The organism is Aquicella siphonis (assembly GCF_902459485.1).
Lineage (GTDB): Bacteria > Pseudomonadota > Gammaproteobacteria > DSM-16500 > DSM-16500 > Aquicella > Aquicella siphonis.
Genome location: NZ_LR699119.1, coordinates 1,592,464 through 1,614,200, shown reverse-complemented (window position 1 = coordinate 1,614,200; position 21,737 = coordinate 1,592,464). Strand labels below are relative to the sequence as shown.

At 49.6% G+C, this 21,737-nt stretch carries 22 protein-coding genes; 6 read left to right on the top strand and 16 right to left on the bottom strand.

Annotated features, from left to right (window positions below):
• The first annotated feature begins 261 nt into the window (after nt 1-261).
• On the top strand, nt 262-1,764 hold the full coding sequence (locus tag AQULUS_RS07560) for an LbtU family siderophore porin (RefSeq protein ID WP_148339464.1): 1,503 nt from the start codon (nt 262-264) through the stop codon (nt 1,762-1,764).
• Nucleotides 1,765-1,915: 151 nt separating this feature from the next.
• Here AQULUS_RS07560 and AQULUS_RS07555 read toward each other — a convergent pair whose 3' ends face one another.
• A complete protein-coding gene (locus tag AQULUS_RS07555) occupies nt 1,916-2,338 on the bottom strand; it encodes a DUF1841 family protein (RefSeq protein ID WP_148339463.1) in 423 nt (140 codons plus the stop codon).
• Between the two features lie 11 nt (nt 2,339-2,349).
• Nucleotides 2,350-2,997, bottom strand: coding sequence for an endonuclease III (gene nth, locus AQULUS_RS07550; protein WP_148339462.1), 648 nt, complete (start codon nt 2,995-2,997; stop codon nt 2,350-2,352).
• Nucleotides 2,998-3,075: 78 nt separating this feature from the next.
• On the opposite strand from nth, the gene AQULUS_RS07545 reads away from it, so the two are divergent.
• A complete protein-coding gene (locus AQULUS_RS07545) occupies nt 3,076-4,068 on the top strand; it encodes a glycosyltransferase (RefSeq protein ID WP_148339461.1) in 993 nt (330 codons plus the stop codon).
• 52 nt (nt 4,069-4,120) lie between these two features.
• Nucleotides 4,121-4,741, top strand: a complete 621-nt coding sequence (gene rnhB, locus AQULUS_RS07540; RefSeq protein ID WP_148339460.1) for a ribonuclease HII — start codon at nt 4,121-4,123, stop codon at nt 4,739-4,741.
• A gap of 75 nt (nt 4,742-4,816) precedes the next feature.
• On the opposite strand, the gene AQULUS_RS07535 is transcribed toward rnhB, so the two are convergent.
• The 11 genes from AQULUS_RS07535 to mrdA all read right to left on the bottom strand — a co-directional run bounded on the left by AQULUS_RS07535 (nt 4,817) and on the right by mrdA (nt 17,671).
• A complete protein-coding gene (locus tag AQULUS_RS07535) occupies nt 4,817-5,032 on the bottom strand; it encodes a hypothetical protein (RefSeq protein ID WP_148339459.1) in 216 nt (71 codons plus the stop codon).
• Between the two features lie 154 nt (nt 5,033-5,186).
• Nucleotides 5,187-6,866: a hypothetical protein gene (locus AQULUS_RS07530; RefSeq protein WP_148339458.1), complete on the bottom strand. Its 1,680-nt coding sequence runs from the start codon at nt 6,864-6,866 to the stop codon at nt 5,187-5,189.
• 296 nt (nt 6,867-7,162) lie between these two features.
• A complete protein-coding gene (locus AQULUS_RS07525; protein WP_148339457.1) occupies nt 7,163-8,566 on the bottom strand; it encodes a DNA recombination protein RmuC in 1,404 nt (467 codons plus the stop codon).
• A 45-nt stretch (nt 8,567-8,611) separates the two neighbouring features.
• The gene (locus tag AQULUS_RS07520) at nt 8,612-9,553 is read right to left on the bottom strand and encodes an ABC transporter substrate-binding protein (protein ID WP_148339456.1); all 942 of its coding nucleotides are present in this window, start codon (nt 9,551-9,553) and stop codon (nt 8,612-8,614) included.
• 49 nt (nt 9,554-9,602) lie between these two features.
• On the bottom strand, nt 9,603-10,349 hold the full coding sequence (locus AQULUS_RS07515; protein WP_148339455.1) for an ABC transporter permease: 747 nt from the start codon (nt 10,347-10,349) through the stop codon (nt 9,603-9,605).
• Between the two features lies 1 nt (nt 10,350).
• On the bottom strand, nt 10,351-11,106 hold the full coding sequence (locus AQULUS_RS07510) for an ABC transporter ATP-binding protein (RefSeq protein ID WP_232051855.1): 756 nt from the start codon (nt 11,104-11,106) through the stop codon (nt 10,351-10,353).
• Nucleotides 11,107-11,348: 242 nt separating this feature from the next.
• Nucleotides 11,349-12,707 (bottom strand): RIP metalloprotease RseP, encoded by a 1,359-nt coding sequence (gene rseP, locus AQULUS_RS07505; RefSeq protein WP_148339453.1) that lies wholly within the window; start codon nt 12,705-12,707, stop codon nt 11,349-11,351.
• The gene (locus tag AQULUS_RS07500) at nt 12,707-13,657 is read right to left on the bottom strand and encodes a septal ring lytic transglycosylase RlpA family protein (protein ID WP_148339452.1); all 951 of its coding nucleotides are present in this window, start codon (nt 13,655-13,657) and stop codon (nt 12,707-12,709) included. The genes rseP and AQULUS_RS07500 overlap by 1 nt, the downstream gene beginning before the upstream one ends.
• A 9-nt stretch (nt 13,658-13,666) precedes the next feature.
• Complete coding sequence (mltB, locus tag AQULUS_RS07495) at nt 13,667-14,683, bottom strand: lytic murein transglycosylase B (protein WP_148339451.1); 1,017 nt, start codon at nt 14,681-14,683, stop codon at nt 13,667-13,669.
• 11 nt (nt 14,684-14,694) lie between these two features.
• Nucleotides 14,695-15,768 carry a rod shape-determining protein RodA gene (rodA, locus tag AQULUS_RS07490; RefSeq protein ID WP_148340312.1) on the bottom strand — a complete coding sequence of 358 codons (1,074 nt, stop codon included), beginning with the start codon at nt 15,766-15,768 and terminating at the stop codon, nt 14,695-14,697.
• A gap of 19 nt (nt 15,769-15,787) precedes the next feature.
• On the bottom strand, nt 15,788-17,671 hold the full coding sequence (gene mrdA / locus AQULUS_RS07485) for a penicillin-binding protein 2 (RefSeq protein WP_148339450.1): 1,884 nt from the start codon (nt 17,669-17,671) through the stop codon (nt 15,788-15,790).
• Between mrdA and AQULUS_RS07480 the strand changes: the two genes are divergently transcribed.
• Together AQULUS_RS07480 and AQULUS_RS07475 are read left to right on the top strand one after the other, a co-directional pair.
• Nucleotides 17,666-17,983, top strand: coding sequence for a hypothetical protein (locus AQULUS_RS07480; protein ID WP_148339449.1), 318 nt, complete (start codon nt 17,666-17,668; stop codon nt 17,981-17,983). The two genes, mrdA and AQULUS_RS07480, sit on opposite strands and share 6 nt — an antisense overlap.
• 10 nt (nt 17,984-17,993) lie before the next feature.
• Nucleotides 17,994-18,437: a hypothetical protein gene (locus AQULUS_RS07475; RefSeq protein WP_148339448.1), complete on the top strand. Its 444-nt coding sequence runs from the start codon at nt 17,994-17,996 to the stop codon at nt 18,435-18,437.
• 176 nt (nt 18,438-18,613) lie between these two features.
• Here AQULUS_RS07475 and AQULUS_RS07470 read toward each other — a convergent pair whose 3' ends face one another.
• The 3 genes from AQULUS_RS07470 to AQULUS_RS07460 all read right to left on the bottom strand — a co-directional run bounded on the left by AQULUS_RS07470 (nt 18,614) and on the right by AQULUS_RS07460 (nt 20,883).
• Complete coding sequence (locus AQULUS_RS07470; protein WP_148339447.1) at nt 18,614-19,156, bottom strand: acyloxyacyl hydrolase; 543 nt, start codon at nt 19,154-19,156, stop codon at nt 18,614-18,616.
• An 89-nt stretch (nt 19,157-19,245) separates the two neighbouring features.
• Nucleotides 19,246-20,292: a zinc metalloprotease HtpX gene (gene htpX, locus AQULUS_RS07465; protein ID WP_148339446.1), complete on the bottom strand. Its 1,047-nt coding sequence runs from the start codon at nt 20,290-20,292 to the stop codon at nt 19,246-19,248.
• A gap of 18 nt (nt 20,293-20,310) precedes the next feature.
• The gene (locus AQULUS_RS07460; RefSeq protein ID WP_148339445.1) at nt 20,311-20,883 is read right to left on the bottom strand and encodes a LemA family protein; all 573 of its coding nucleotides are present in this window, start codon (nt 20,881-20,883) and stop codon (nt 20,311-20,313) included.
• Nucleotides 20,884-21,020: 137 nt separating this feature from the next.
• On the opposite strand from AQULUS_RS07460, the gene AQULUS_RS07455 reads away from it, so the two are divergent.
• Nucleotides 21,021-21,683, top strand: a complete 663-nt coding sequence (locus AQULUS_RS07455; RefSeq protein WP_148339444.1) for an O-methyltransferase — start codon at nt 21,021-21,023, stop codon at nt 21,681-21,683.
• The last annotated feature ends 54 nt before the right edge of the window (nt 21,684-21,737 follow it).

Below are 21,737 nucleotides of genomic sequence, written 5' to 3'. Positions count from 1 at the left end.
GTGAGTTGCGGGCGCTGCGTTTCGTAACAGGATTTATTCAACCAACCCTCTTGTGCTGCACAAAGGTTTTTGATAGCTTGATTGATCTGCTTGCTTATCCAGGTCACATGGATTTCGATCTGAACACACAGCATCAAATTTATTAAAGTTAGGAAAGCTGCTGCCTTCATGCATGGAACAGAGAGGCTGCGCGCGGCATCAATGGCCCTGAATTTTTGTGGCTGAATTGAGAATAGAAAATAACAACAAGGAGCAATCCAGATGAAAACCTATTTAACACCTCTTACGGCGGTCATGGTATTGGCTGGATTAACAGCCATGCCTGTGTTCGCGGCGACCAACCAGTCACTAGAAGCATCCGTTTCCAAACTGGAAAAAGAAGTCGCGGCACTCAAAACCCAGGTTGCGAATAACAAGACGGTGCGTGTATCCAGCAAGAAATCCGGCGCTGCGAGCACGCAAGCCGAGCTGATCCAGCAGGAAGCTGCACACAGTGAGTATCTCCCCTTTGACCCTGATGTGCCGGGACAGGCGTATGTTTCTACCGGCCCTTACGTGGGAACGAATATCCAGTTTGCCGGTTCCAACCTGATTGTTAACAGTCCCAGTGTGAATACGGATGTGCAATTGCTGACTATCCGTAAAAATATTCTTCAACAGCTTGAAGCCTTGCGCGGAACAAATGGTTTTATTCCCACGCATTCCCATTTGCTGTTCAGCGGAGTCATTGAAGGCCAGGCAAATTATACCAATCACGGCGGCGCTCCCAGTACAACGGATATCGATGTGACCAACGTATCGTTGGATGCGACTATCCTGGGCCCCAGCGACTGGATCCTGGGATTTGTGGAATTCAGTTATAATAATGGCGACCCCATGGGAGATGTCTTTGTTTCCACCAGCAACTTCCGTACCGGCAATTCACGGCTTTATGTCAACAAGGCGTTCGTCACGCTGGGTGATTTGCTCTGCTCTCCGTTTTATGCTTCGTTCGGCCAGTTTTATGTTCCATTTGGTACTTATTCATCCGTGATGGTAAGCGATACACTGACCAAGCTGTTGACCCGTACCAAGGCGCGCTCGATTCTGGTAGGCATGCAGCAGCAGTCTACTAATGCGTTCTATGGCGCAGCCTATATCTTCCGTGGTGACACTCACGCCAATTCCGTGGCTAAAGTGAATAATGGGGGTATCAATCTCGGCTACAAGTTTGACGCGGGATTTGTAAAAGGCAACGTGGGCGGCGGCGTGATTGCCAATATCGCGGATTCGGTCGGTATGCAGCTGGGAACCGGCTTCCAGTATGCCGAACAAATTGATCATCGTGTCCCTGGTTATAATTTGCGCGCAGCCTTGAGTGTAGGTGATCATGTGGATTTGATCGGTGAATTTGTGACTGCGTCAACCCGGTTCAACACCATGGATATGTCTTATAACAATCATGGCGCCAAACCCAGCGCGTTTGATCTTGAAGCGGCGTATTCATTCTCTATCTTTGATAACAAGCCCAGCTCTATTGGCGTAGGATATGGAAAGTCAAACCAGGCCCTGGCCATGGGTATTCCATTGACACGGACTTCTGTGGTATTCAATACTTCGTTACTGAGGAATACCTTGCAGAGCCTGGAATTCAGGCATGATCGCCTGTATGCCGCCAGCGATCAAGCTACGGGAGCAGGTGCAAGCGCAAGCAATCCTGTTTTTGTTACACAATCCGGCAAGGCTGACAATGCTGTAACCGCTCAGTTTGATTATTATTTCTAGAGCTTTTGCACGCTTTACCCCGGCCTCCCGCGGCTTGACCGCGGGAGGTTGTCACGATAATACTGTGTCCCGTGAGCGAAGCGCGGGACATCAGTTTTCAAATCCCTCAGCTTCCAAATCTGTTTGTCATTCCTCGGAACGATCATGCGTGTCATGCTTGTATCAGCGAGCGCAGCTTCTGAAGATATTCGCTATCTGACGGGATGACGCCTGATTGCTGGGACTGATACATCATGGAATACAGGCATTGCATGATGAGATGCTGGACCTGGTGATCATCCTTGTATTCGGCCAGCAATTGCTGTTGTATCTGTCGGATGCCTTGCGGTTGATCGAGAGAGAGTTGGTCGTGGATCGCCTGATGCAGGCTCATGTGAAAAAATGGATTTTCATCCAGGGCAAATTCCTGGTTTTGAAATGCTTCCGCCTTTCCCAGAAGTGCGTGATACTCAGGGTGTTGCAGGATGACTTTTATCAATTGGGCTTCAACCGGTTCCAACGGCAGTTTTTTCTGGTATTTGTCCCAGGTAGTAAAGAAAACCAGCCGATAGTCATCACGGTTATTGGTATACATAAATAATACTCCTACGTTAATTGTTCAGGCGGTGTCTTGTCTTTATATTCACATAAATCCCGGATAAGGCATTCGGGGCATTTGGGTTTACGCGCAATGCAGACATAACGGCCGTGCAATATCAGCCAGTGATGAGCATCATGCTTGAATTCATCCGGTATGTTCTTGAGCAGCTGCTTTTCAACTTCCAGCGGTGTTTTTCCTTTCGCCAAGCCGATGCGATTGGCAACCCGGAATATATGGGTATCCACTGCGATCACAGGTTCGCCAAAACAAGTGTTTAAAACCACATTCGCGGTTTTCCGCCCCACGCCAGGCAGGGATTCCAGATCTTCGCGGCGTCTGGGAACTTTTGATCCATAATTCTCTATCAGAATTTTGCAGGTGGCTATAATATTCTTTGCCTTGGAAGTGTAAAGGCCTATGGTTTTGATATATGTTTTTAATCCTCGTTCATCCAGCTGCAGCATTTTTTCCGGTGTGTTTGCTGTCCGAAACAGGGCTGTTGTTGCCTTGTTAACTGATTTATCAGTCGCTTGCGCGGATAAAATGACCGCGACCAGCAATTCGAAGTGATTATGATAAACCAGTTCCGTGGTGGGTTTGGGATTGGCCGCGCGAAACCGCTGAAAAATTTCACGTATTGTTTTATTGTGCATAAATCTGACTTTGGGCTATTTTCGTTGAGATAATCATAATATAATTGCGCACGAAAAGTCTTAACACAGGTTATCAACATGGTGCAAAATCCCTATATTAGCATAGTTATACCGGTTCATAACGAGCAGGAGGTGCTAGAAGAATTATATGCCAGGCTAACTGGCGCCCTGGATAAACTGGGCAAACCCTATGAAATCATTCTGACAAATGACGGCAGCACTGATCAGTCAGGTCAAATGCTGCGGGATTTGCATCATCGCCGTCCAGACCAGATACGTGTCATTGAATTCAACGGCAATTATGGCCAGCATATGGCCATTATGGCGGGGTTTGAACGAGTTCGCGGTCAAATTGTGATCACAATGGATGCGGATTTACAAAACCCGCCTGAAGAAATCGGCAAATTGGTTGCCGCCATGGAAGCAGGCCATGATGTCGTCAATACTTACCGTGAAAATCGTCAGGATTCCTGGTGGCGGCTGCAGGTTTCCAAATGGCACAACAAAATTCGCGCCTGGATGATGCCTAAATTAAAAATGCAGGATGAAGGATGTATGCTGCGCGCGTATAGCCGTAACATTGTTGATTTAATGGCCTCGACCGGCGAAAGCAGTACTTTTATTCCGGCTCTGGCGTTGACTTATGCCTCTCGTCCCACTGAAGTGGGTGTGGCCCATGCTGAACGCAGTGCGGGCACGTCAAGTTATAATTTTTACAAATTGATACGCTATAATTTTGACCTCGTGACCGGCTTTTCTGTGTTTCCGCTGCAAGTCTTCACCATGATAGGCCTCCTGATTTCCATGTGCAGTTTTATATTTGTGACTTTCCTGATGCTGCGCCGCTTGATCGTCGGGCCTGAGGTCGAAGGTGTCTTTACCCTGTTTGCGATCATGTTCTTTCTGCTGGGCATTGTATTGTTTGGCCTGGGAGTGGTGGGAGAGTACGTGGGACGTATTTATCAGGAAGTCAGAAAGCGTCCGCGTTTTGTGGTGCGTCATGTGCTGGAGCGGCCTGCGGCAGCCCCGGCGGCGGACTTTAATCCCGCGGCGGTGGCAGAAGCGGGATAACTTATTCCGGAACAGCGCCAGGATATCTTGATTAACCAGACAAGGATAGCGCATGCAGGGACTGTCAAAACCGATTACAGACAATTCCTTTCGGACCAGGCTGATCGCGGGCGTGGATGAAGCGGGCCGCGGACCGCTGGCCGGGCCAGTCATCGCAGCGGCGGTCATTCTTGATCCAGCTTGTCCTATCGCTGGCTTGGCTGACTCCAAAAAGCTGTCTCCCCTGCGGCGTCAGCAATTGTTTCAGCAAATCCGCGAACAGGCGCTGGCCTGGTCTGTGGCGAGAGCGAGCGTGGCTGAAATAGATACTTTCAACATTTTGCAGGCATCGCTGCTAGCCATGCAGCGCGCGGTTCACAAGCTGTCTATGCGGCCTGAAATGGCGTTAATTGATGGGAATCGTTGTCCCAGACTTTCCTGCCCGGTGCAGGCTATCATCAGGGGAGATGAATCCGAACCTGCCATCAGCGCGGCATCCATAGTCGCCAAAGTGCTGCGTGACAGATTGATGCTCTTGCTGGATAAAAGATATCCGCAATATGGTTTTGCCGCGCATAAGGGGTATCCCACAGCGGCGCATATCCAGGCATTGCATTGTCATGGTCCCAGCCGTGCTCACCGCCGGTCTTTTGCACCTGTTGCGGAATGTATTGTGAATGGCGTAAGACGGTGAAGGATTGTGCGGGAAGCCGGAAATAAAAAACCCCTCATAAAGGGGTTTTTGTTAATCGGTAAAGCGCAAGCGGAATCAGAGCGCGATCTGGGCGGCGGTGGTAATCTTGCGCGCCACATCTTCACCGGCATATCCCATGGTAATATCATTGGGATTAATGGTTGGCACAACGGTGGAATGTGATCTGAAAGCGGAACCAAGTGCTTTAAGCTGGGTTGAGCTCTTGCCTGAGCCAGATGATGCAGTATCGGCAAAAGTGAGGGAGCTTGCCAGCATAGCGACAGCAGTCATGATTATAAGTCTCATTTTTCCTCCCAGTTCATAAAGTGCACATTAAATTAAGGCTTATTATACTAAAAATCAATCTAATAACCAAGAGCCCTGCTTAATGGATATTTAAGCGCAGGTTTTGCACAAAAATACCCTTTCTTGCTTTGAGCCAGTATCAATGTAACCCGTTGGAATAAGTACAGTTTGACTGGCTGCTATCCAGATGTTCCGTCAGAGGTGGAGACGCCAGCGGTGAGCTTGAGTTTGGGTCGCTCTTATAAATATTCTCGGGCGCGACAGGGCGTAATACGAGTTCGACGGCACGACGGGTCACATCAGTCTTCAAGCCCGCATCATCGCTGGCAGTTTCGCCGTTTAACAGTTTTTCGGCATTGACCAGTTCCCGCTTAAGTTCCGCGAAAACATGCCGCAACTGTCGTTTCCACTCATTGAGTGTGCTGCGCATTTCGTAATCCAGAGTGGAATCTCTCAGTTCATCGGTTAAATGGCTCTCCAGTTTATTGTCCAGAGCCTTGCAAACGGCTTCAGCTGTCAAAGGTGAAGTTTCAAACAATACATCTTCCAGGCTTTTGATGAAAGTATAGGTGCGCAGTGGATCTTTGTAGTTTACATAGGTATGTTCAGGTGTTTTCTTGCGCGGCGGAACATATCGTTTGCCGGTGGCTTTTGCAATTTCTCTCTCAATTTCTTCATCCTCTCTGGCTGCCTGGTCCGCCAGCATTTTTGCAAAGCTTTCTATCGCAGATAATTTCAGTGTGGGCGTGGTATCCACCAGCTTTTCTTCCAGACTGTTCGCATACCAGGTAATTTTCCTGGAAAATTCTTGCGGGGCAAGTCGTGCCTGGTTATCTTTCATCAGTTCCTGATGACGCCTTACAATAAATTCCTTTTCTTCAAACTTCAAGTATCCAGCGAACATGGCGATCACGGCTTTGAACACGATGAATCGGTTATACGCGTTGTTGTCATCCAGGGTCAGATTGCTTGCATCGCTAGGTTTCAAGCGGATTAAATAAGGCAGCATATGTAATTCAATAATGTGACGTGCCGTCTCAGCTTGTTTCAGGCTGGAGCATGGTTCTGTGATGCGAGTAGTGGTGTGAGTAGAAGTGAGAGCGCCGTTATGCATGAATTCCGGCGCTGATACCATTTTCTGTTTGAATTCAAAAATGGCGTTATTGAGTTCATCCAGAAATCCTCGGACTTTTTGGGTTGCAATTTCATTTAAAACTGCTTGATCAGTGATGCCGGTCAGGGTCTGAAAATTTCGTTCAAACTCCTTGATCACAATGTCTGTGAAGCGGGAAATTTCTTCGGAGTGGTATTGATAGGGACGAGTATCTACCGCAGCCAATTCACGCGCTTTCATGTGACACAATATGGTCATCATGTATTCTTCTATGTGCTGTATTGCCAGCTGCACACCATAGATTTCCGAGTCGAGGTCGCGAATATCGCTGGAGCAGGTATTCAGGATGCGGGCGACGCAGCCGCCTTTTGGGTCAATATCACTGTTGTATTTTTCGCAAGCCTGGAAAAGGGCGATAAATTTTTTCGCATCGGCTAATGAATAGATGCGTGCCTGGCAAGCGGATCGCAGAAGCTTTGCCATTCTGGATTTTTTCATATGCCTGGTTTTGTGCGGATCAAACAGGCTGGGTTGGTGATCTTCTTTTAATTGTTCACCATAATTGGTTTCCAGCTCTTTTAGTAATGCTTTTTGTAATGCTTCAGTTTGTGAAATCACATGTTTGACAAGCACGTCTTCCAGTTCAATGATGTGATCGGTGATATCTGGTTTTTTGACTGAGGTATCAATCTTGGATCTTTGCATTTGTCTGCCGCCTGATGGTGATTGATGTCATGGTTCTGAATGAGGACAGTATAGATTGCATTGATTAAGAGACTCTTAGAGAAGACTTAAGGAATGCTTAACATGTGTTGCGGGATTTTTGCGGAGAAGCTCTTGCAATCATGTTGTATATCCCGTTCAGGGTTCGAGACGCCGCTTGCGCGGCCCCTCACCACGAACGGAAAATACTAAACCCGTTGCCCTGAGGAGGGCGTGAAGCGTCCGTCTCTAAGGGCCTGGCGCTTCTCGCTGCGAACGGGAAATTGAAACCTGTTTCATCAGGCAGATTGCTGTGAAATGTCCGTATCACCGCCGCTGCCATTTTCATTGACAGGGATTTCCGGCGAAATATCAGGAATGAGAAGGTGTTCGCTGTCCGGGTCATCCAGGTCGGCTTTTTCTATCTGAACGAAACGCTGGGTGATTTTTCGGGAAGAAATGTGGATCTGGTCCACATCGGTGTGCGCCTGGGCAATGCGTTTCGCAAGATTGTCCATACGCGATTGGAAGCGCTCGAAATCCATGGCCAGCATATTCAGATGTTTCTGTATGACATGCATTTGCTTGCGCGTTGCGGCGTCTTTCAGCACGGCGCGGGCAGTGGTGAGTATGGCCATCATGGTAGTCGGGGACACCATCCAGACTTTGGCGTTTTGTGCGAAATCCACCAGGTCGGCGTGATGGGCGTGAATTTCTGCGAACACGGCTTCGGCAGGAATAAACATGACAGCGCCGTCTGACGTTTCGCCGGGTATGATGTATTTATCCGCAATATCCTGAATATGCTTGCGTATATCAGTTTTGAATTGCTTTTCCGCTTGTTGTCTTTCCGCGTCCGGCAGGGACGAATCAATCAAAAGCCGGAAATTTTCCAGGGGAAACTTGGCGTCAATGGCGATATTGCCGCTGGGTTCGGGCAGAAACAGCACGCAATCCGGCCGGCGGTGATTGCTTAGCGTGTGCTGGAAGCTGAAATGCTGTTCGGGAATCATGTTGTGAATCAGGGCGGACAGTTGTACTTCGCCGAAGGTTCCGCGCGAGCGTTTGTCATTGAGGATTTCCTGCAGGCTCATCACGCTGTCCGATAATTCGGAAATTTTCCGCTGCGCGGCGTCAATCAACGCCAGGCGCTTGATCACGTCACCAAATGTTTCATTGGTTTTTTCGAATCCTTCGGCGAGTCTTTTTTCAACCTGCTGATTGATTTCCTGCAATTTTGTTTCCGTGGTCTGGGCAAGAAGGGACACGCGCGCGCCTAATTCTTTCGCGTAATCAGTCAGGGATTCTTTCACTTGCTGCCGGTTTTCCTGTACGCCTTTTTGCAGGGTATCCTGCAGCACTTTCAGTGTGTCCATCTGGCGCTCATCGAAGCGCGCGCGGTGACTGGCGAAAGCCTGTTGCAATTGTTCCTTGAGTTCGCCGGACTGCTGGGTCTGTTCCAGACGGGCATGGCTCAGTTTGACCAGTATCGCCTGTTGCAGATTATTGAAGTTGACCAACAGGTTTTCCCGCAGCTGCTGATCAGTAATCTGGTTTTGTCTGGCGAGCTGCGTCAGGTTTTCTTCCAGACGCTGACCGGCTTGCTCGCTGTTTGAACTCGCCATAAGCTGTCTGACGGTTAGAAACGCCAGGATAATCAGCATGCTGACATTCAATCCAAGCAGGGCGTACATCATGTTCATGGATTTTTCCTTACGCTCATATGCGGCGCATGTGAAAAACTCCAGCTAGCGGATAATGACTGCGTAACGCGACACAGGCTGGACTTTTTTGATTAACTGGTTCTTTTGCATGAATTCGGCGAATTGTAGCCATTCTTTACTGTCAAAACCCGCAGGGTCTTCTGCAAAATAAGGCATTGTAGCAAACCAGGCCTCGCGATTCACGCGATTGTTTGCTTCGGGGTATTGCGCGACAAATCCTTCCCAGGCTTGCTGTGGATGTTTGTCCAGGTAGGCGACTGCTTTTTTCACGGCGGCAAGAAAACGCGAAAAACGCGGATCATGTATGTTTTTGGTATGAGCGATGAAAACCAGCTCGCTGTAATTGGGCACGCCATTGTCTTCAGGAAAAAAAGCCACCACTTTCTGGTCGCCGGATTCCAGCAGGGGAACTTCATAATTGCGCATGATGCCGGTGACGGCATCCACTTTGTGCGTCAGCAGGGCTTGCGCGAGATTGTAACGCACATTGGTCAGTTCAACATCTTTGTCCGACAGGCCGGCTTTTAACAGCATGACTTTCAGCATGACCCCTGTCAGTCCGCCGTTGCTGCTGCCTATGCGCTTGCCTTTGAGGTCCGCCAGCGACTGGATGCCGGTGTCTTTTAACGCGACCAGCGAATTGAGAGGCTTGTCTATCAAGGTGCCTACTCTTACCAGGGGCAGTCCTTCATCCACTTGCTCCATGAATTCCGGTTCGTAGGTGATACCGATATCGGCTTTGCCGGCCGCGACCAGCTTGGGCGGGTCAGTGGGATCCGCCGGGCCTATCAGTTCTACCTCCAGGCCTTGTTCCTGAAAGTAACCCTGTTGTTTGGCAATGATCAGCGGCGCATGATCAGGGTTGGGAAACCAGTCCAGCAAGACCGTCAGTTTTTGCCCCGATGGTTCTGCGGCATGGATCACGGAAGCTAAGAGAAATAAAACAAGAAAGGTAATTTTTTTCATCTCGGTTCTCCAGTGAGTCATTCAGGATGTCATGTCGTTATGCCGCTTGTCAGGCTGGCGGCGTGTCCCACGCGATCAGCGCGCGCAGCAGCCTGTCAACAAGATAATATAAACTCAAAGCGAGTACCATGATACCTGTCAGGGCGGCGAACATCATGTCAATTTGCATGCGCGCATTCGCGTTGATCATTAAGTACCCGAGCCCGCTGCTCGCGCCTACCCATTCACCAATGATTGCGCCTACAGGGGCGGCAACGGCCGCGATGCGTATGCCGGAGGCGAGCGCGGGTAACGCCGCGGGCAGGCGTATATGCCAAAAAACCCGCCAGGGCCTGGCATTCATGGTTGCGGCAAGGTCCAGCCAGCCGGATTCCGTGTGCCGCAATCCGTCATGCAGAGCGCTGGCAACGGGAAAAAATACCATCAGCACGGTGGTGGCGACCTTGGAGGCCAGCCCATATCCCAGCCAGATAACCAGCAAAGGGGCAATTGCAAAAGTAGGGACAGCCTGGCTGACGATCAGCAGTGGCCAGAACCAGGCTCGCAGCGGGCGGAAAAAGGTAATCATTAATCCGGCCAGACATCCGAATAAAATGCCAAGACTGAATCCCAGCAGGGTTTCGAGCAGGGTGGGCCAGGCTTGAGATAAAATCAGGGGGTAGGACTGGCAGAGCGTGATCCAGATTTGCCATGGTGAAGGCAAAAGATAATCAGGAATATGGCTTGTCATCACCGCGGCTTGCCACACAAGTGTCAGGACCGTGAAAATCAGTAATCCGCGCAAGAATAATTTCATCTTATTCTCCCGCCGCGCGTGTCAATTCGTTGAAAAGAAAGGATTGCAGGCTTGTCACTTCCGGATCTGCAGGGTCGCGCGGCAGAGGCGCACGCGGCGCTGCGGCCAGGTTTAATCCCGCTGGCCGGCCTCGCATGATATATATGACGTGACCCAGCCGCAGCGCCTCGCCAGGATCATGGGTAATAAATAAAACCGTCTTGTTTTCTAATAAGTCCGCGGCCAGCGCTTGCAGTTTAAACCGGGTAATGGCGTCCAGGGCTGAAAACGGTTCATCCATCAAGACCACTGGTTTATCTTCCATCAGGGTTCTCACCAGAGCGACACGTTGACGCATTCCGCCGGACAATTGCCGCGGATAGAGATGCAATGACTCTCCCAGGCCTGCTTTTTCCAGCAGAGACCGGGCTTGTTCACGCTGTCTTGGCGCGCCGCCATTTTTTTTTCCGCGCAGTTTTACGCCCAGGGCGGCATTATCCAATACGGTCATCCAGGGCAGAAGTAAATCAGACTGTGCCATGTAAGCGATTTGACTACTGACGGGCAGCCCGTTGTCTGCGCTGACTTTGCCTTGAAGTTGCCCGGCCGGAGTGGCGAGCCCCGCGATGACGCGCAACAGTGAACTTTTTCCTATACCGCTCTGGCCCAGCAGCGCGGTCCATTGGCCGGCGGGCAAATGCAGATTGATATCGGTGAACACCGGCGTGCCGGCATAAGTCAGTGTCAGATTATGAAGAGTAATATCGGGTGTTTTCACCGCTTCCTCCGCCGGCATTATCCGGATCAGGTTGCGAGCCGGCTCGTTTCCGGCTCTTAGGGTCGTCCCCGGCGGGACCTCTCAGCCTGGCTCCAGGCTCCCCTATGTGCAGGTGAAATATAGATGGAATGAGCGCAGAGGGCAAGAGCTTCAATGGAGAGGTATGGTTTTATACCATGCTTTAAGACCACGGTTGTGAGTGAAATGATGGGGCATTATCGAAATCTTTTGACTGAAATGACTTAATACATGCGCAGTAAATCGTTGACCAGCGAAATGGCGAGCACCACGATAATCAGTGAAAAACCCAGACGGTAGAGCACCGACAACATGCTTTCCGGCACGGGCCGGCGGATGATGAATTCTATGGTTTGCAAAAACAAGTGTCCTCCATCAAGTCCGGGGATGGGCAGCAGGTTAATCACGCCTATGGAAATGCTCAGAAAGGCGAGAAAACCAATGAAGGCGAGAAATCCGTAATTCAGCGCGGTACCGGCGGTATCGAAAATTGTAATGGGACCGCCCAGGCTTTGCAGCGACAGCTTTCCGGTGATGAGTTTGCCGACCAGCAGGAAATTGAAATAGGTAAAATCATAAATTTGTCGCCACGCATGCGGAATGGCGGCAAGAGGTCCGTATTGGACTTTATTCAACAGATCGGCAGGCCAGGTGAATTGCGGTCCTATGCCCAGAAAACCGGATTTTTGAAATAACAGGTTGCGCTGGTGCCCGGTGGTGACCGGAATGGTGAGGATTTTGCCTTTTCGTTCCAGAGTAAACGCAAGGGTTTTATCCGGGTGTTCCAGAATAAACGTGATGAACTCATCCCAGGTGGCAACGGGTTTCTGATTGATAGACAGAATCTTGTCGTTCAGAAGCAGGCCTGATTTGGCCGCCGGAGACCGATCGGCTATGGTGCCAATGACCAAGGGTATGTCAGGCGTATACGGCGTGATGCCTATGCTTGCCAGGGGATCAGGCGTTAATCCGTCCAGTTGCCAGTGTGATAAATCCAGCACACGGGTTTCCCGGGTGTGGCTATCCGGATTGGCAACCGTGATTTGCATGCGGTCCTGATCGCCGGCGTGAGCAATAAGGCGTAATATCAGGCTGGGCCAGGAAGAAACAGCATGATTATCGGCCTGGATAATTTCCTGCCCGTTTCGCAGGCCCGCCTGGGCGGCAATCGAGCCGGGATTGACCGTGCCTATCATCGGCTTCACCGTGGTGAACCCGATCATGAAAATTATCCAATACAAGATTAACGCACAAAAAATATTTGTGAGCGGACCGGCGACCACAATAAGAAATTTTTTGTAATATGGCTGTGTATTGTATGCCATATGCCGTTCTTCACTGGAAACGCTGCCTTCACTTTCATCCAGCATGCGCACATAACCGCCCAGCGGAATAAGCGATATGACGTATTCAGTGCCTTTGCGGTCATGCCAGCGCCACAAGGTCTTGCCAAATCCGATGGAAAAACGCAGGACTTTGACGCCCACACATCTTGCGACGATAAAATGCGCGCTCTCATGTGTTCCTATGACGAAAATGATCGTGATCAGTATGCCGACTATGGATATGAGCAAATGGATCATCAGGCACCATAAGTTTTATTCGGAGTAATTCCCATTCCTCGCAGCCGGAGTGTGAGCCTGTTCGCGGAGGCGATATCCTGGAATGGCCCTATTTTTACACGATACAAACTGCCATTTTCTGATGGATTGAGAATCCTGACCGGCATGGTGAATAATGAACTGAGCTGCTGTTGCAGGCGTACGGCATGCATTTTGTTTCGGAACGCGCCCACTTGCAGGTATATCTGTCTCGAAGCGGATGACGGGTTTTCATAACGGGTCGAAGCGGCGGCAAGCTGGGTTTTGACACGCATGGGCTGTGCCCCGGATGGGCGGCTGGCATCAGCGAAAAAGGGTTCATTGCCGCCAAACGTATAGGGATTAATAGCTCTCACCCTGACTTTCGCGGTTCCATGACCCAGCATGCCAAGCTTTTTGGCTCCCACATAGGAAAGGTCTATGATGCGGTTTGATTCGAAAGGCCCGCGGTCATTGACTTTTACGATGATGGAACGATTATTTTTCAGGTTGGTGACTTCAACGTACGTTGGCAAGGGCAGTGTTTTATGCGCGGCGGTCATGCCCAGCATGTCATAGGGTTCGCCGCTGGATGTCTTGCGGTCGTGAAACTTGGTGCCGTACCAGGAAGCCGTGCCGATTTCATCATAGTTTTTGCTGGTCGGTAAAGTGTAATAACGTTTGCCCAGTACGACATAGGATTTGTAATTGCCATACTTGGCCAACGGCTCGGGTTTAGGGACCGCGTTGGGAATTTTGGTTTCATCCACGTAAAAATCAGGCGGGCCGTCACTTTTTTTCATGTGGCTGCAACTGGTAAGCAAGGCCACGCAAAACAAGACAAAAATTTTTCCTGCCGACGCGAATATCGCAGAAACAGGGTTGCGGGACCCCGAAGACGCACAGAAAGAAGCCGCGCCGTCTTGACGCGCTGCAATAATGAAACTGGTCATTTTAATCCTTTATTCCTTGTTCAATCGATTCCTCAGTGTTTTGATGTAGTAGCTCAGCTGATAGACTGCCATGGCATACAAGTCACTCTGATTGTAGCGTTTGATGACGTCAAAATTACGGAAACCCAGCCAGTATTCCTTGCTGTAGCGGTTATCCAGTTCAATGACTTTCACCTTGAGATTGTCATGCTGGACCTGGATCTTGGGAACGATGCCAAATTTGGCGAGCTCGGATAATTTATAAGGCTGATTGGGACGGCTGTCACGCATCAGATAATTGTAGCGGTCTCCCATGACCACTGCTTGCACGGCCACGGGTTCGTTAGTGGCCCAGCCGTGTTTACGGTAGTAATTGGCGATACTGCCTATGACATCCACTTCGTCATTCATTAAATCGGTCCTGCCAGTGCCTGAAAAATTCACGGCATAGTGGCGATAACTGCTGGGCATGAATTGTGGCTGCCCGATCGCGCCGGCATAGGAGCCCATGATTTTCATCGGATCCAGGTTTTCTTCCCGTGTGAGCAACAGGTATTGTTCCAGTTCCTTGCGGAAAAACCCCGCTCTTGGGGAGTCGCTGAAGGCCAGGTTGCTTAAAGAATCTATGACACGGTATTCCCCCACTTTTTGTCCATACCGGGTTTCTATGCCTATCGTGGCGACAATAATGCTGGCGGGGACACCAAAAACTTTTTCTGCCTGCTGCAAGGCATCAGCATACTTGTTCCAGAATTCAACGCCATGGGTTATGCGCCATTCATTGACAAACAGCATTTGATAAAGACGCCAGGGTTCTTTTTCCAGGGGCTTGTTGATATGCCGGATGACCTGGGGACGGAGTTTGACCGCGCTGAAAATCGTGACCAGCTGCTGCTTGTCAAAGTTGTGCTGTTTGACCATCTTCTGGATGAATTCCTGCACGTCCTTGCGGTTCACGAACGCGTCATCAGCGTAGGAGAGTGTTGCCTGGCAGCTCAGAAACAGCAGCAGAGCCAGACAGAAGTTATGCATGACTAATCGGAGCATGAATCAATCCCTTATGTGGTCACTAGTTTTCTATGCGTCTGTATAGACATCAGAATACCGAAACTCGCCATCACCGTCACCATGGACGAACCGCCATAACTGACAAGAGGTAATGGAATGCCTACCACCGGTAGTATACCTGTTACCATACCCATATTGATAAAAAATGAAATAAAAAAAGTGAGAGTAATGCTGCCCGCGAGCAGGCGGGAAAAAGTGTCTTGCGCGTTGATGGCGATATATAGCCCGCGGAAGACGACCAGCATGTAGAGAAAAATCAGGATCAGCGTGCCGACAAACCCGAATTCTTCGCCGCAGACGGCGAAGATGAAATCCGTGGTGTGTTCCGGCAGAAAGTGCAGGTTGGACTGAGTGCCGTTTAACCAACCCTTGCCAAAAATACCGCCTGAACCGATGGCGATCTTGGACTGGATAATATGGTATCCCGCGCCTAGCGGATCGCGCTCCGGATTTAGAAAGGTCAGGACGCGCTGACGCTGGTAGTCATGCAGGAGATACCAGGCGAAGGGTACGAATGCGGCGAGGGAGACGAGAGACGAGAGTATGATCTGCCAGCTTAGTCCCGCGAGAAACAGGACGCTTGCGCCCGCGATGGTGAGCAGGATAGCCGTCCCGAGGTCAGGTTGCTTGGCGGTCAGGACAGCGGGCACGAGAATAATGGGGATGGCGATCAGCACGGAACGCAGGGTAATAGGCAAGTCAATTTTATGGTAATACCATGCGAGTGTGAGCGGGATGGCAAGCTTCATGATTTCAGCGGGCTGAAAGCGCATAAATCCCAGATTGATCCAGCGCTGGGCGCCTTTTCCAATGTGTCCGGTGATCAAGACCAGGATTAATAAAATCAGACCCAGTGTGTAAATCCAGGGCGCCCAGCGCTGTAACGCAAAAGGGGATATTTGCGCGAAAACGACCATGACGCCGAAGGCGAAAAGCAGCCGCATGATTTGAAATTCGATAGAGTGCACTTTTTGATTGCTTGCGCTATAGAGCACAATGAGACCGGCGGAACATAACAGCATCAGGAACGCGAGCAGTGTTCCATCGATATGGATGTATTGCATGAAAGACCGATAACTCGTGTCATGTCCGGGCTTTTTCAGCTTGATTCTGAGATTGTCGATCAACACGTTGTTGACCTCCTAAATAATAATCGAAAATGGCGCGGGCAGCCTCTATGGCATTGTTACTATTTTCCGTAATGATGGCCAGAGCAATTTTGGGGTTTTCCACCGGGGCGAAGGCAACGAAAAGATGATGATCCCTCAGCCGCTCGGGCACGTTTTCCTGCTTGTCTTCCTCATTGGGGTTGCGTCGCTTGGAAAGCGCCGCCGTGCCGGTCTTGGCCGCGATGGTATAAGAGTAGTTGCGTCCAAACTGAGAATAGGCCGTTCCCTGTGGTGAGGCGACAACATCCTGCATGGCGTTAATGACTATATCCCAGTACTTTTCATCGGTCAGTCTGACAGGATCCAGCAGGACAGGCTGTTGCGGAATATATTCCCGTCCCGGCATTTGTTCGCCCAGCCTGAGGTAAGGCATGAAGCGTTTTCCGCGGTTGGACATGGTAGCCACGGCGGAAGCCAGCTGCAGCGGCGTTGCCTGCATATCGCCCTGGCCTATGCTGGAAATCACGGTGTCACCCGGATACCAGCGCGTGCCTTTGTTTTTGCGCTTCCACTCCGGGGAAGCAACGATGCCGGCCAGTTCACCATTGAGGTCAATTCCCGTCAGCGCTCCGTATCCAAACTGTGTCAGGATATCGTCAATACGCTGTATGCCCATCTTGGATGCCAATTCGTAAAAGAAAATGTCGCAGGAAACCGCTATGGCCTTGGGGAGATTGACTCTTCCATGGCCGTTTTTCCGCCAGTCATGAAAGATATGCGTGCTGTTGGGAAGTTTGAACCAGCCAGGATCATTGAAGGAGTATTCGGGATTGGCAATCCCGGATTGCAATCCCTCCAGGGCAAGATAAGGTTTGATGGTGGAAGCGAGAGGGTAAAGACCGCGCAAGGCCCTGTCATAAAGAGGTTTGTCTTCAGAATGCTGTAAATCGTTGTAGTCCTTCTGGCTGATCCCCAGTACGAACAGGTTGGGATCATAGGAGGGCTGGCTCACCATGGCAAGAACCTGGCCGGTTTTTGGCTGGATGGCGACAATGGCCCCGCGATGCCCTTGCAAGGCTTTTTCGGCAGCGAACTGAAGACCGCTGTCTATGGTCAGATAGATGTTCTTGCCGGGCAGGCCGTTTATTTTTTTTAATACCCGTATAGGTTTTCCGCTGGCGTCATTTTCGACTTCCTCGTAGCCGACCTTGCCGTGCAGTTCATCTTCATAGAATTTTTCAATGCCCAGTTTGCCGATATAATGGCTGGCGCTATAGTTGATCTGGTCAATTTCATTCAACTCCTGGGTATTAATGCGTCCCACATACCCCAGCACATGGGCGAAGCTTTCACCATAAGGATAGCGCCGCATCAAGCGGGCCCTGATCAATACACCAGGAAACCGGTACTGGTTTTCTGTAAATCGGGCTACTTCTTCGTCTGACAGGCGCAGCTTGAGCGGAATTTCATCAAATCGGCGATGCTGCTTGAGTTGTTTCTTGAATTGGGAGATGTCGCTGTCACTAAGATCTATGATCTTGTCTAGTGCCGCCAAGGTTTTTTGCAGATCGGATACTTGCTGCGGAATGATATCCAGGCTGAAGACAGGTATGTTTTCAGCCAGCAAAATACCCTTGCGGTCATAAATCAGTCCGCGGGTCGGTTCTACGGGAACAAGATCAATCGCATTTTTTGTCGACAAGGTGGTATAGAGTTCATTTTTATATATTTGCAGATAGGCAAGACGGAAAATCAGCAATCCTATCATGAGACAGATCACGAGTAATGCCAGCATGGAGCGACGAACGATCAGCTGAATCTCGTGATAATGATTTTTGATGGAAATACGTTTATGCATGATCAAAATTACTCAACAAGAAATTATATCTTACAGAAAATGCGGGATAACAGCGAGTCTAAGCATCCGGACTTTGATTATTTTTGTCAGGAGATCCTGGTCGCGGAACCAGCTTGTTGTCCTTCGTTCTGTTCAGGATGGGCAGTTCGTGACGGTATGCTGAAAATGACCAAAGTCCAGTACAAGAAATATTCAGGCGCTCAAACAGAGAGTCTTTTTGGCGGCGCGGCTATTGATTATCTTCAGGTCGCCGTTAGAATGGTTTTGATTTCAAATAAAAATAAACCCTGTTATTTATTCGCAAACATATAGGAGAGGTTAAATGAAGAGAAAGATCTCGCTTGCCGCTGTTCTAGGTGTCTCCATACTCGCCATCTCACCGTTTTCTGTTTATGCTGACCCTGCCGGGATCAGAGTGACTGTCCAGTGTCCCGGAACGAACAATGGCGCAAATGTCATCACCAATTTTGGTGATTACGCCGCTGGATACGGGATGGAAACCATAGAAAACCAGGGGCAGTTTCCGGTTTATTTTAAATCCGCAGTACTTTCACCTAATACGCCTGCAAATTTATCAAGCTATTACAACAGAAGTGTGCAATATGACAGCACATCTGGCCGGGTGTCTTGCAATTATTCGAGTTCAAATCTGACCGAACCCGACCTGACAGTCGCCTATGTTTTAACGAATGGCAAAGGCGGAGCGGTATTAGCTTCGGATTCAATCGGCGTTACATTTTCATTGCCGGTAGGTCGTTCTGGCTAACGCTTGCACTTAATCAAAAGGGGCATTGAGATTATCAGTCCGGTTCCGGGTATGCTGATTGTCCATGGCCCCTTTATCTTGTTATCCATTTAATTAAAAGCATGCATTTGTGCGGCTGATTATGACGTCACTGGCGGTTGTCCTGATGTGTCCGCTGTGGCGCTGCCATTTCAGGTTTAGCCAAAGCGGTAACTGATATCCAGCGCGAGTGGTATGGAAATTCCAGAGTTATGGTCGGACAGATGCGCATTGGAATAGTGGACAGCGTGTATTCCCACAGAAAACTGTTTCGCCTGTCCCAGAAATACTCCCAGACCAATGCGGTCTTGAAAAGCAAAATGAATGCCCAGGTTACGGTTGTCAAGATGGGTATGATTGAAATACGCCAGCCCGATGCTGAGATCCAGATAGGGATGTACAAGGCCCCGCTTTTTGAAGGTATAGCGGATGACGGGTGCCGCGGAATAAATATTGAGGGTTGTGTAATAAGAGGTATTCGTAATCCAGAAATGAGAAAATCCGGCATCAAAGTATAAATTGAATTGACGCCATTTATAACAATCCGGATCGTAATTGAACATGAACTGATATCCGTGAAGATAAGGTGGTTCTTTGGCGACAGCCGTGTAAGATAAGGTTGCACCGTAATAAGGGGCGGCTAGACTCAGGCTGGGAAGCAACAGAATGAAGACAGCAATAGACAGCTTCAGACGTTCCATGTGCGGTTGATGCGTCCATGTTCCATGAAAGATTGCATATTAGCATGCGGCAGGAAGTGTGACAATGTGGAGCATGAGAAAATGCACGATCAGGATTTTTTGTTAAATCCCAGCGCAGCCAGTCTTGCTTCCAGTGTCGGGTGGGTGGAGAAAATATCACTGATCGATGTCATGGATTTGATGCCGGCTTCCATGGGGTCATAGATATAGGATTCACGGCGAATATTTTCATGCGGAGTACGTTGATACATGCTGGCGTACCGATCCCGGTTGCGATTGTGATCGTCTGAAATTTTGATGAGAGCTGTTGCGAGAGGCTGGTTCGTGCGCATGAGTTCCACCGAGCCGGCATCCGCCATGAGTTCGCGAGTGCGGCTCAGATACATCAGCAGCAAAACGCTGATAACCGGCAAGAGGTAACGTAAAATGAGAATAATGGCGGCCAGGGAATTGCGCGAACGATTGTCAGAGCTGCGGCGGCCTGAAAAAATCGCGTTATAAAAAAATATGTCCAAAACCATGATGGATAGATTGGCGAGCAGCGAGGCAGTCAATGTCAGTTTGATATCGAGGTGACGGATATGGCTTAATTCATGCGCCATGACCGCCTGCAATTCATCGCGATTAAGTTTTTCCATCAGGCCGCGAGTGATGGCGACCATGGCGGATTTCTCGCTGTATCCGCTTGCAAACGCATTCATGTAGTCGGCGTCTATAATGAAAACTTTAGGCATGTAGCGCAGCCCCGCAGCGATTTTCATTTCTTCCACGACATTATAAAGCTGCTGTTCAGTGACATTCCGCGCGGAGGCGGGGGTGATCTCATGATATTCTGTTCCCAGCAGCATGAGTCTGTCATAAAGCGCATAACTCACGAACAGGGAAACCGCGGCGATGATCAGCATGATAGTGGTTGCCAGGGGGAAAATCTGGAACGTGATCAAGGCATGAAACAGCTGGCTGAGACTGGCCTGAGGATAAAATGAGGACGCCATATACATGTCTACCAGCATGCCTATGCCGCAATAGATCAGGAAAAACATGGCAATCACGATGCGCGTGCGAAAATTATTCTGGCGCAGTGTTTTGCGCCAGTCCGCTGATGAGGCGGTGTATTGGTCAAGATGATCTGGCATAGTCAATCTGTGCCGCCGTTATAATTTAACAGTATAAGATTCTTGTTCGGCGATTTTCTGTTCACTCAATTGCCAATAAGGGAAGTCAAAGTCCAGTTTGCTGCGGAAGGCGCCCACAATGACGGAGGCGGGAAACGATTTTTTATTCGCATTATAGATTTCGACGCTGTCATTAAAAGACTGCTTGGCGTAAGCCAGTTTGTTTTCCGTGCTGACAATTTCTTCCTGCAACTGCATCACATTCTGGTTGGCTTTTAAATCCGGGTATTGTTCAAATACCACATTCAGATGTGTGGCGATATCGGAAATCTTGTTTTCCGCCGCGATGCGGCCTTTTTCATCGCCGCTGGCCTGCGCCTGATTAGCCTGGTTGCGCAGGGCAACCACATCCTTGAGGGTCGTCTGTTCGTAATCCATATATTTCTTGACGACATTAATCAGGGATTCAAAAACCTTGAAACGACGATCCAGCTGGATGTCTATCTGTTTCTGGTTATTGCGTACGGCTTCAATCTGCGCGATAAGGCGGTTATACGTCAAAATGACAAAGCCGATAATGGCTAAAATAATCAGCAACAGAATTAATGACATGGTTCACTCCTCAATAGTTACTATCCAATTCTTACCAATCATTATATCATCCTGTAACCTGAAACCAACATCAAGCCTGACCGGAATATTTTAAAAAAAATTCATTATTACAACAGCATGCCAAAAAGGAAATCATCATGTCCGCAGAAACGCTCAATCTTACGCCCGATGTCTACTCCTACCTTCTTAAAGTATCACTGCGTGAAAATGCTGTTCTCAGGCGGCTGCGCGCGGAAACGCACAAGCTCAGTCAGTACAGGATGCAGATTTCACCGGAGCAAGGCCAGTTCATGTCGCTGCTCATAGAATTGATGGGAGCGAAAAAGACCCTGGATATTGGCACGTTTACCGGGTACAGCGCTCTGGTGGTGGCGCAGGCGCTTCCTCCGGAGGGGAAGGTAGTGGCTTGCGACATCAGCACGGAATGGACCCGGATTGCCAGAGAGTTTTGGGAGCAGGCGGGTGTGGCGAATAAAATCGATTTGCGCATCGCGCCGGCATTGGAAACATTGCGGCAACTGGCGGCGAATGGAGAGAGTGAAACCTTTGATTTCGCTTTTATCGACGCGGACAAGAGTAATTATTCACATTACTATGAGGCTGCATTGAAATTGCTGCGTCCAGGCGGTTTGATTGCCATAGATAATGTCTTGTGGAGCGGCGAAGTCGCCAATCATCAAAACCAGGATATGGATACGAATTCCATCCGTGAATTGAACGAGCGGGTCTACAGGGATGAACGGGTCAGCATGAGCATGGTGCCTATAGGCGACGGTTTAACACTCGCGCGCAAACGGTGAGTGGTTGTGGTAAAGACAGCAGAGGCAGGTGGTTCTAGACGCGGCACGGCGTGC

Coding starts and splice junctions, on each gene's coding strand:
- AQULUS_RS07530 (WP_148339458.1), bottom strand. CDS start 6,866: ATGCAAAGATCCAAGATTGATACCTCAGTCAAAAAACCAGATATCACC.
- AQULUS_RS07470 (WP_148339447.1), bottom strand. CDS start 19,156: ATGGAACGTCTGAAGCTGTCTATTGCTGTCTTCATTCTGTTGCTTCCC.
- nth (WP_148339462.1), bottom strand. CDS start 2,997: ATGCACAATAAAACAATACGTGAAATTTTTCAGCGGTTTCGCGCGGCC.
- AQULUS_RS07520 (WP_148339456.1), bottom strand. CDS start 9,553: ATGAAAAAAATTACCTTTCTTGTTTTATTTCTCTTAGCTTCCGTGATC.
- rnhB (WP_148339460.1), top strand. CDS start 4,121: ATGCAGGGACTGTCAAAACCGATTACAGACAATTCCTTTCGGACCAGG.
- AQULUS_RS07560 (WP_148339464.1), top strand. CDS start 262: ATGAAAACCTATTTAACACCTCTTACGGCGGTCATGGTATTGGCTGGA.
- rseP (WP_148339453.1), bottom strand. CDS start 12,707: ATGATCCATTTGCTCATATCCATAGTCGGCATACTGATCACGATCATT.
- AQULUS_RS07500 (WP_148339452.1), bottom strand. CDS start 13,657: ATGACCAGTTTCATTATTGCAGCGCGTCAAGACGGCGCGGCTTCTTTC.
- AQULUS_RS07555 (WP_148339463.1), bottom strand. CDS start 2,338: ATGTATACCAATAACCGTGATGACTATCGGCTGGTTTTCTTTACTACC.
- htpX (WP_148339446.1), bottom strand. CDS start 20,292: ATGCCAGATCATCTTGACCAATACACCGCCTCATCAGCGGACTGGCGC.
- AQULUS_RS07455 (WP_148339444.1), top strand. CDS start 21,021: ATGTCCGCAGAAACGCTCAATCTTACGCCCGATGTCTACTCCTACCTT.
- rodA (WP_148340312.1), bottom strand. CDS start 15,768: ATGCAATACATCCATATCGATGGAACACTGCTCGCGTTCCTGATGCTG.
- AQULUS_RS07460 (WP_148339445.1), bottom strand. CDS start 20,883: ATGTCATTAATTCTGTTGCTGATTATTTTAGCCATTATCGGCTTTGTC.
- AQULUS_RS07545 (WP_148339461.1), top strand. CDS start 3,076: ATGGTGCAAAATCCCTATATTAGCATAGTTATACCGGTTCATAACGAG.
- AQULUS_RS07475 (WP_148339448.1), top strand. CDS start 17,994: ATGAAGAGAAAGATCTCGCTTGCCGCTGTTCTAGGTGTCTCCATACTC.
- AQULUS_RS07525 (WP_148339457.1), bottom strand. CDS start 8,566: ATGAACATGATGTACGCCCTGCTTGGATTGAATGTCAGCATGCTGATT.
- AQULUS_RS07535 (WP_148339459.1), bottom strand. CDS start 5,032: ATGACTGCTGTCGCTATGCTGGCAAGCTCCCTCACTTTTGCCGATACT.
- mrdA (WP_148339450.1), bottom strand. CDS start 17,671: ATGCATAAACGTATTTCCATCAAAAATCATTATCACGAGATTCAGCTG.
- AQULUS_RS07515 (WP_148339455.1), bottom strand. CDS start 10,349: ATGAAATTATTCTTGCGCGGATTACTGATTTTCACGGTCCTGACACTT.
- mltB (WP_148339451.1), bottom strand. CDS start 14,683: ATGCTCCGATTAGTCATGCATAACTTCTGTCTGGCTCTGCTGCTGTTT.
- AQULUS_RS07480 (WP_148339449.1), top strand. CDS start 17,666: ATGCATGATCAAAATTACTCAACAAGAAATTATATCTTACAGAAAATG.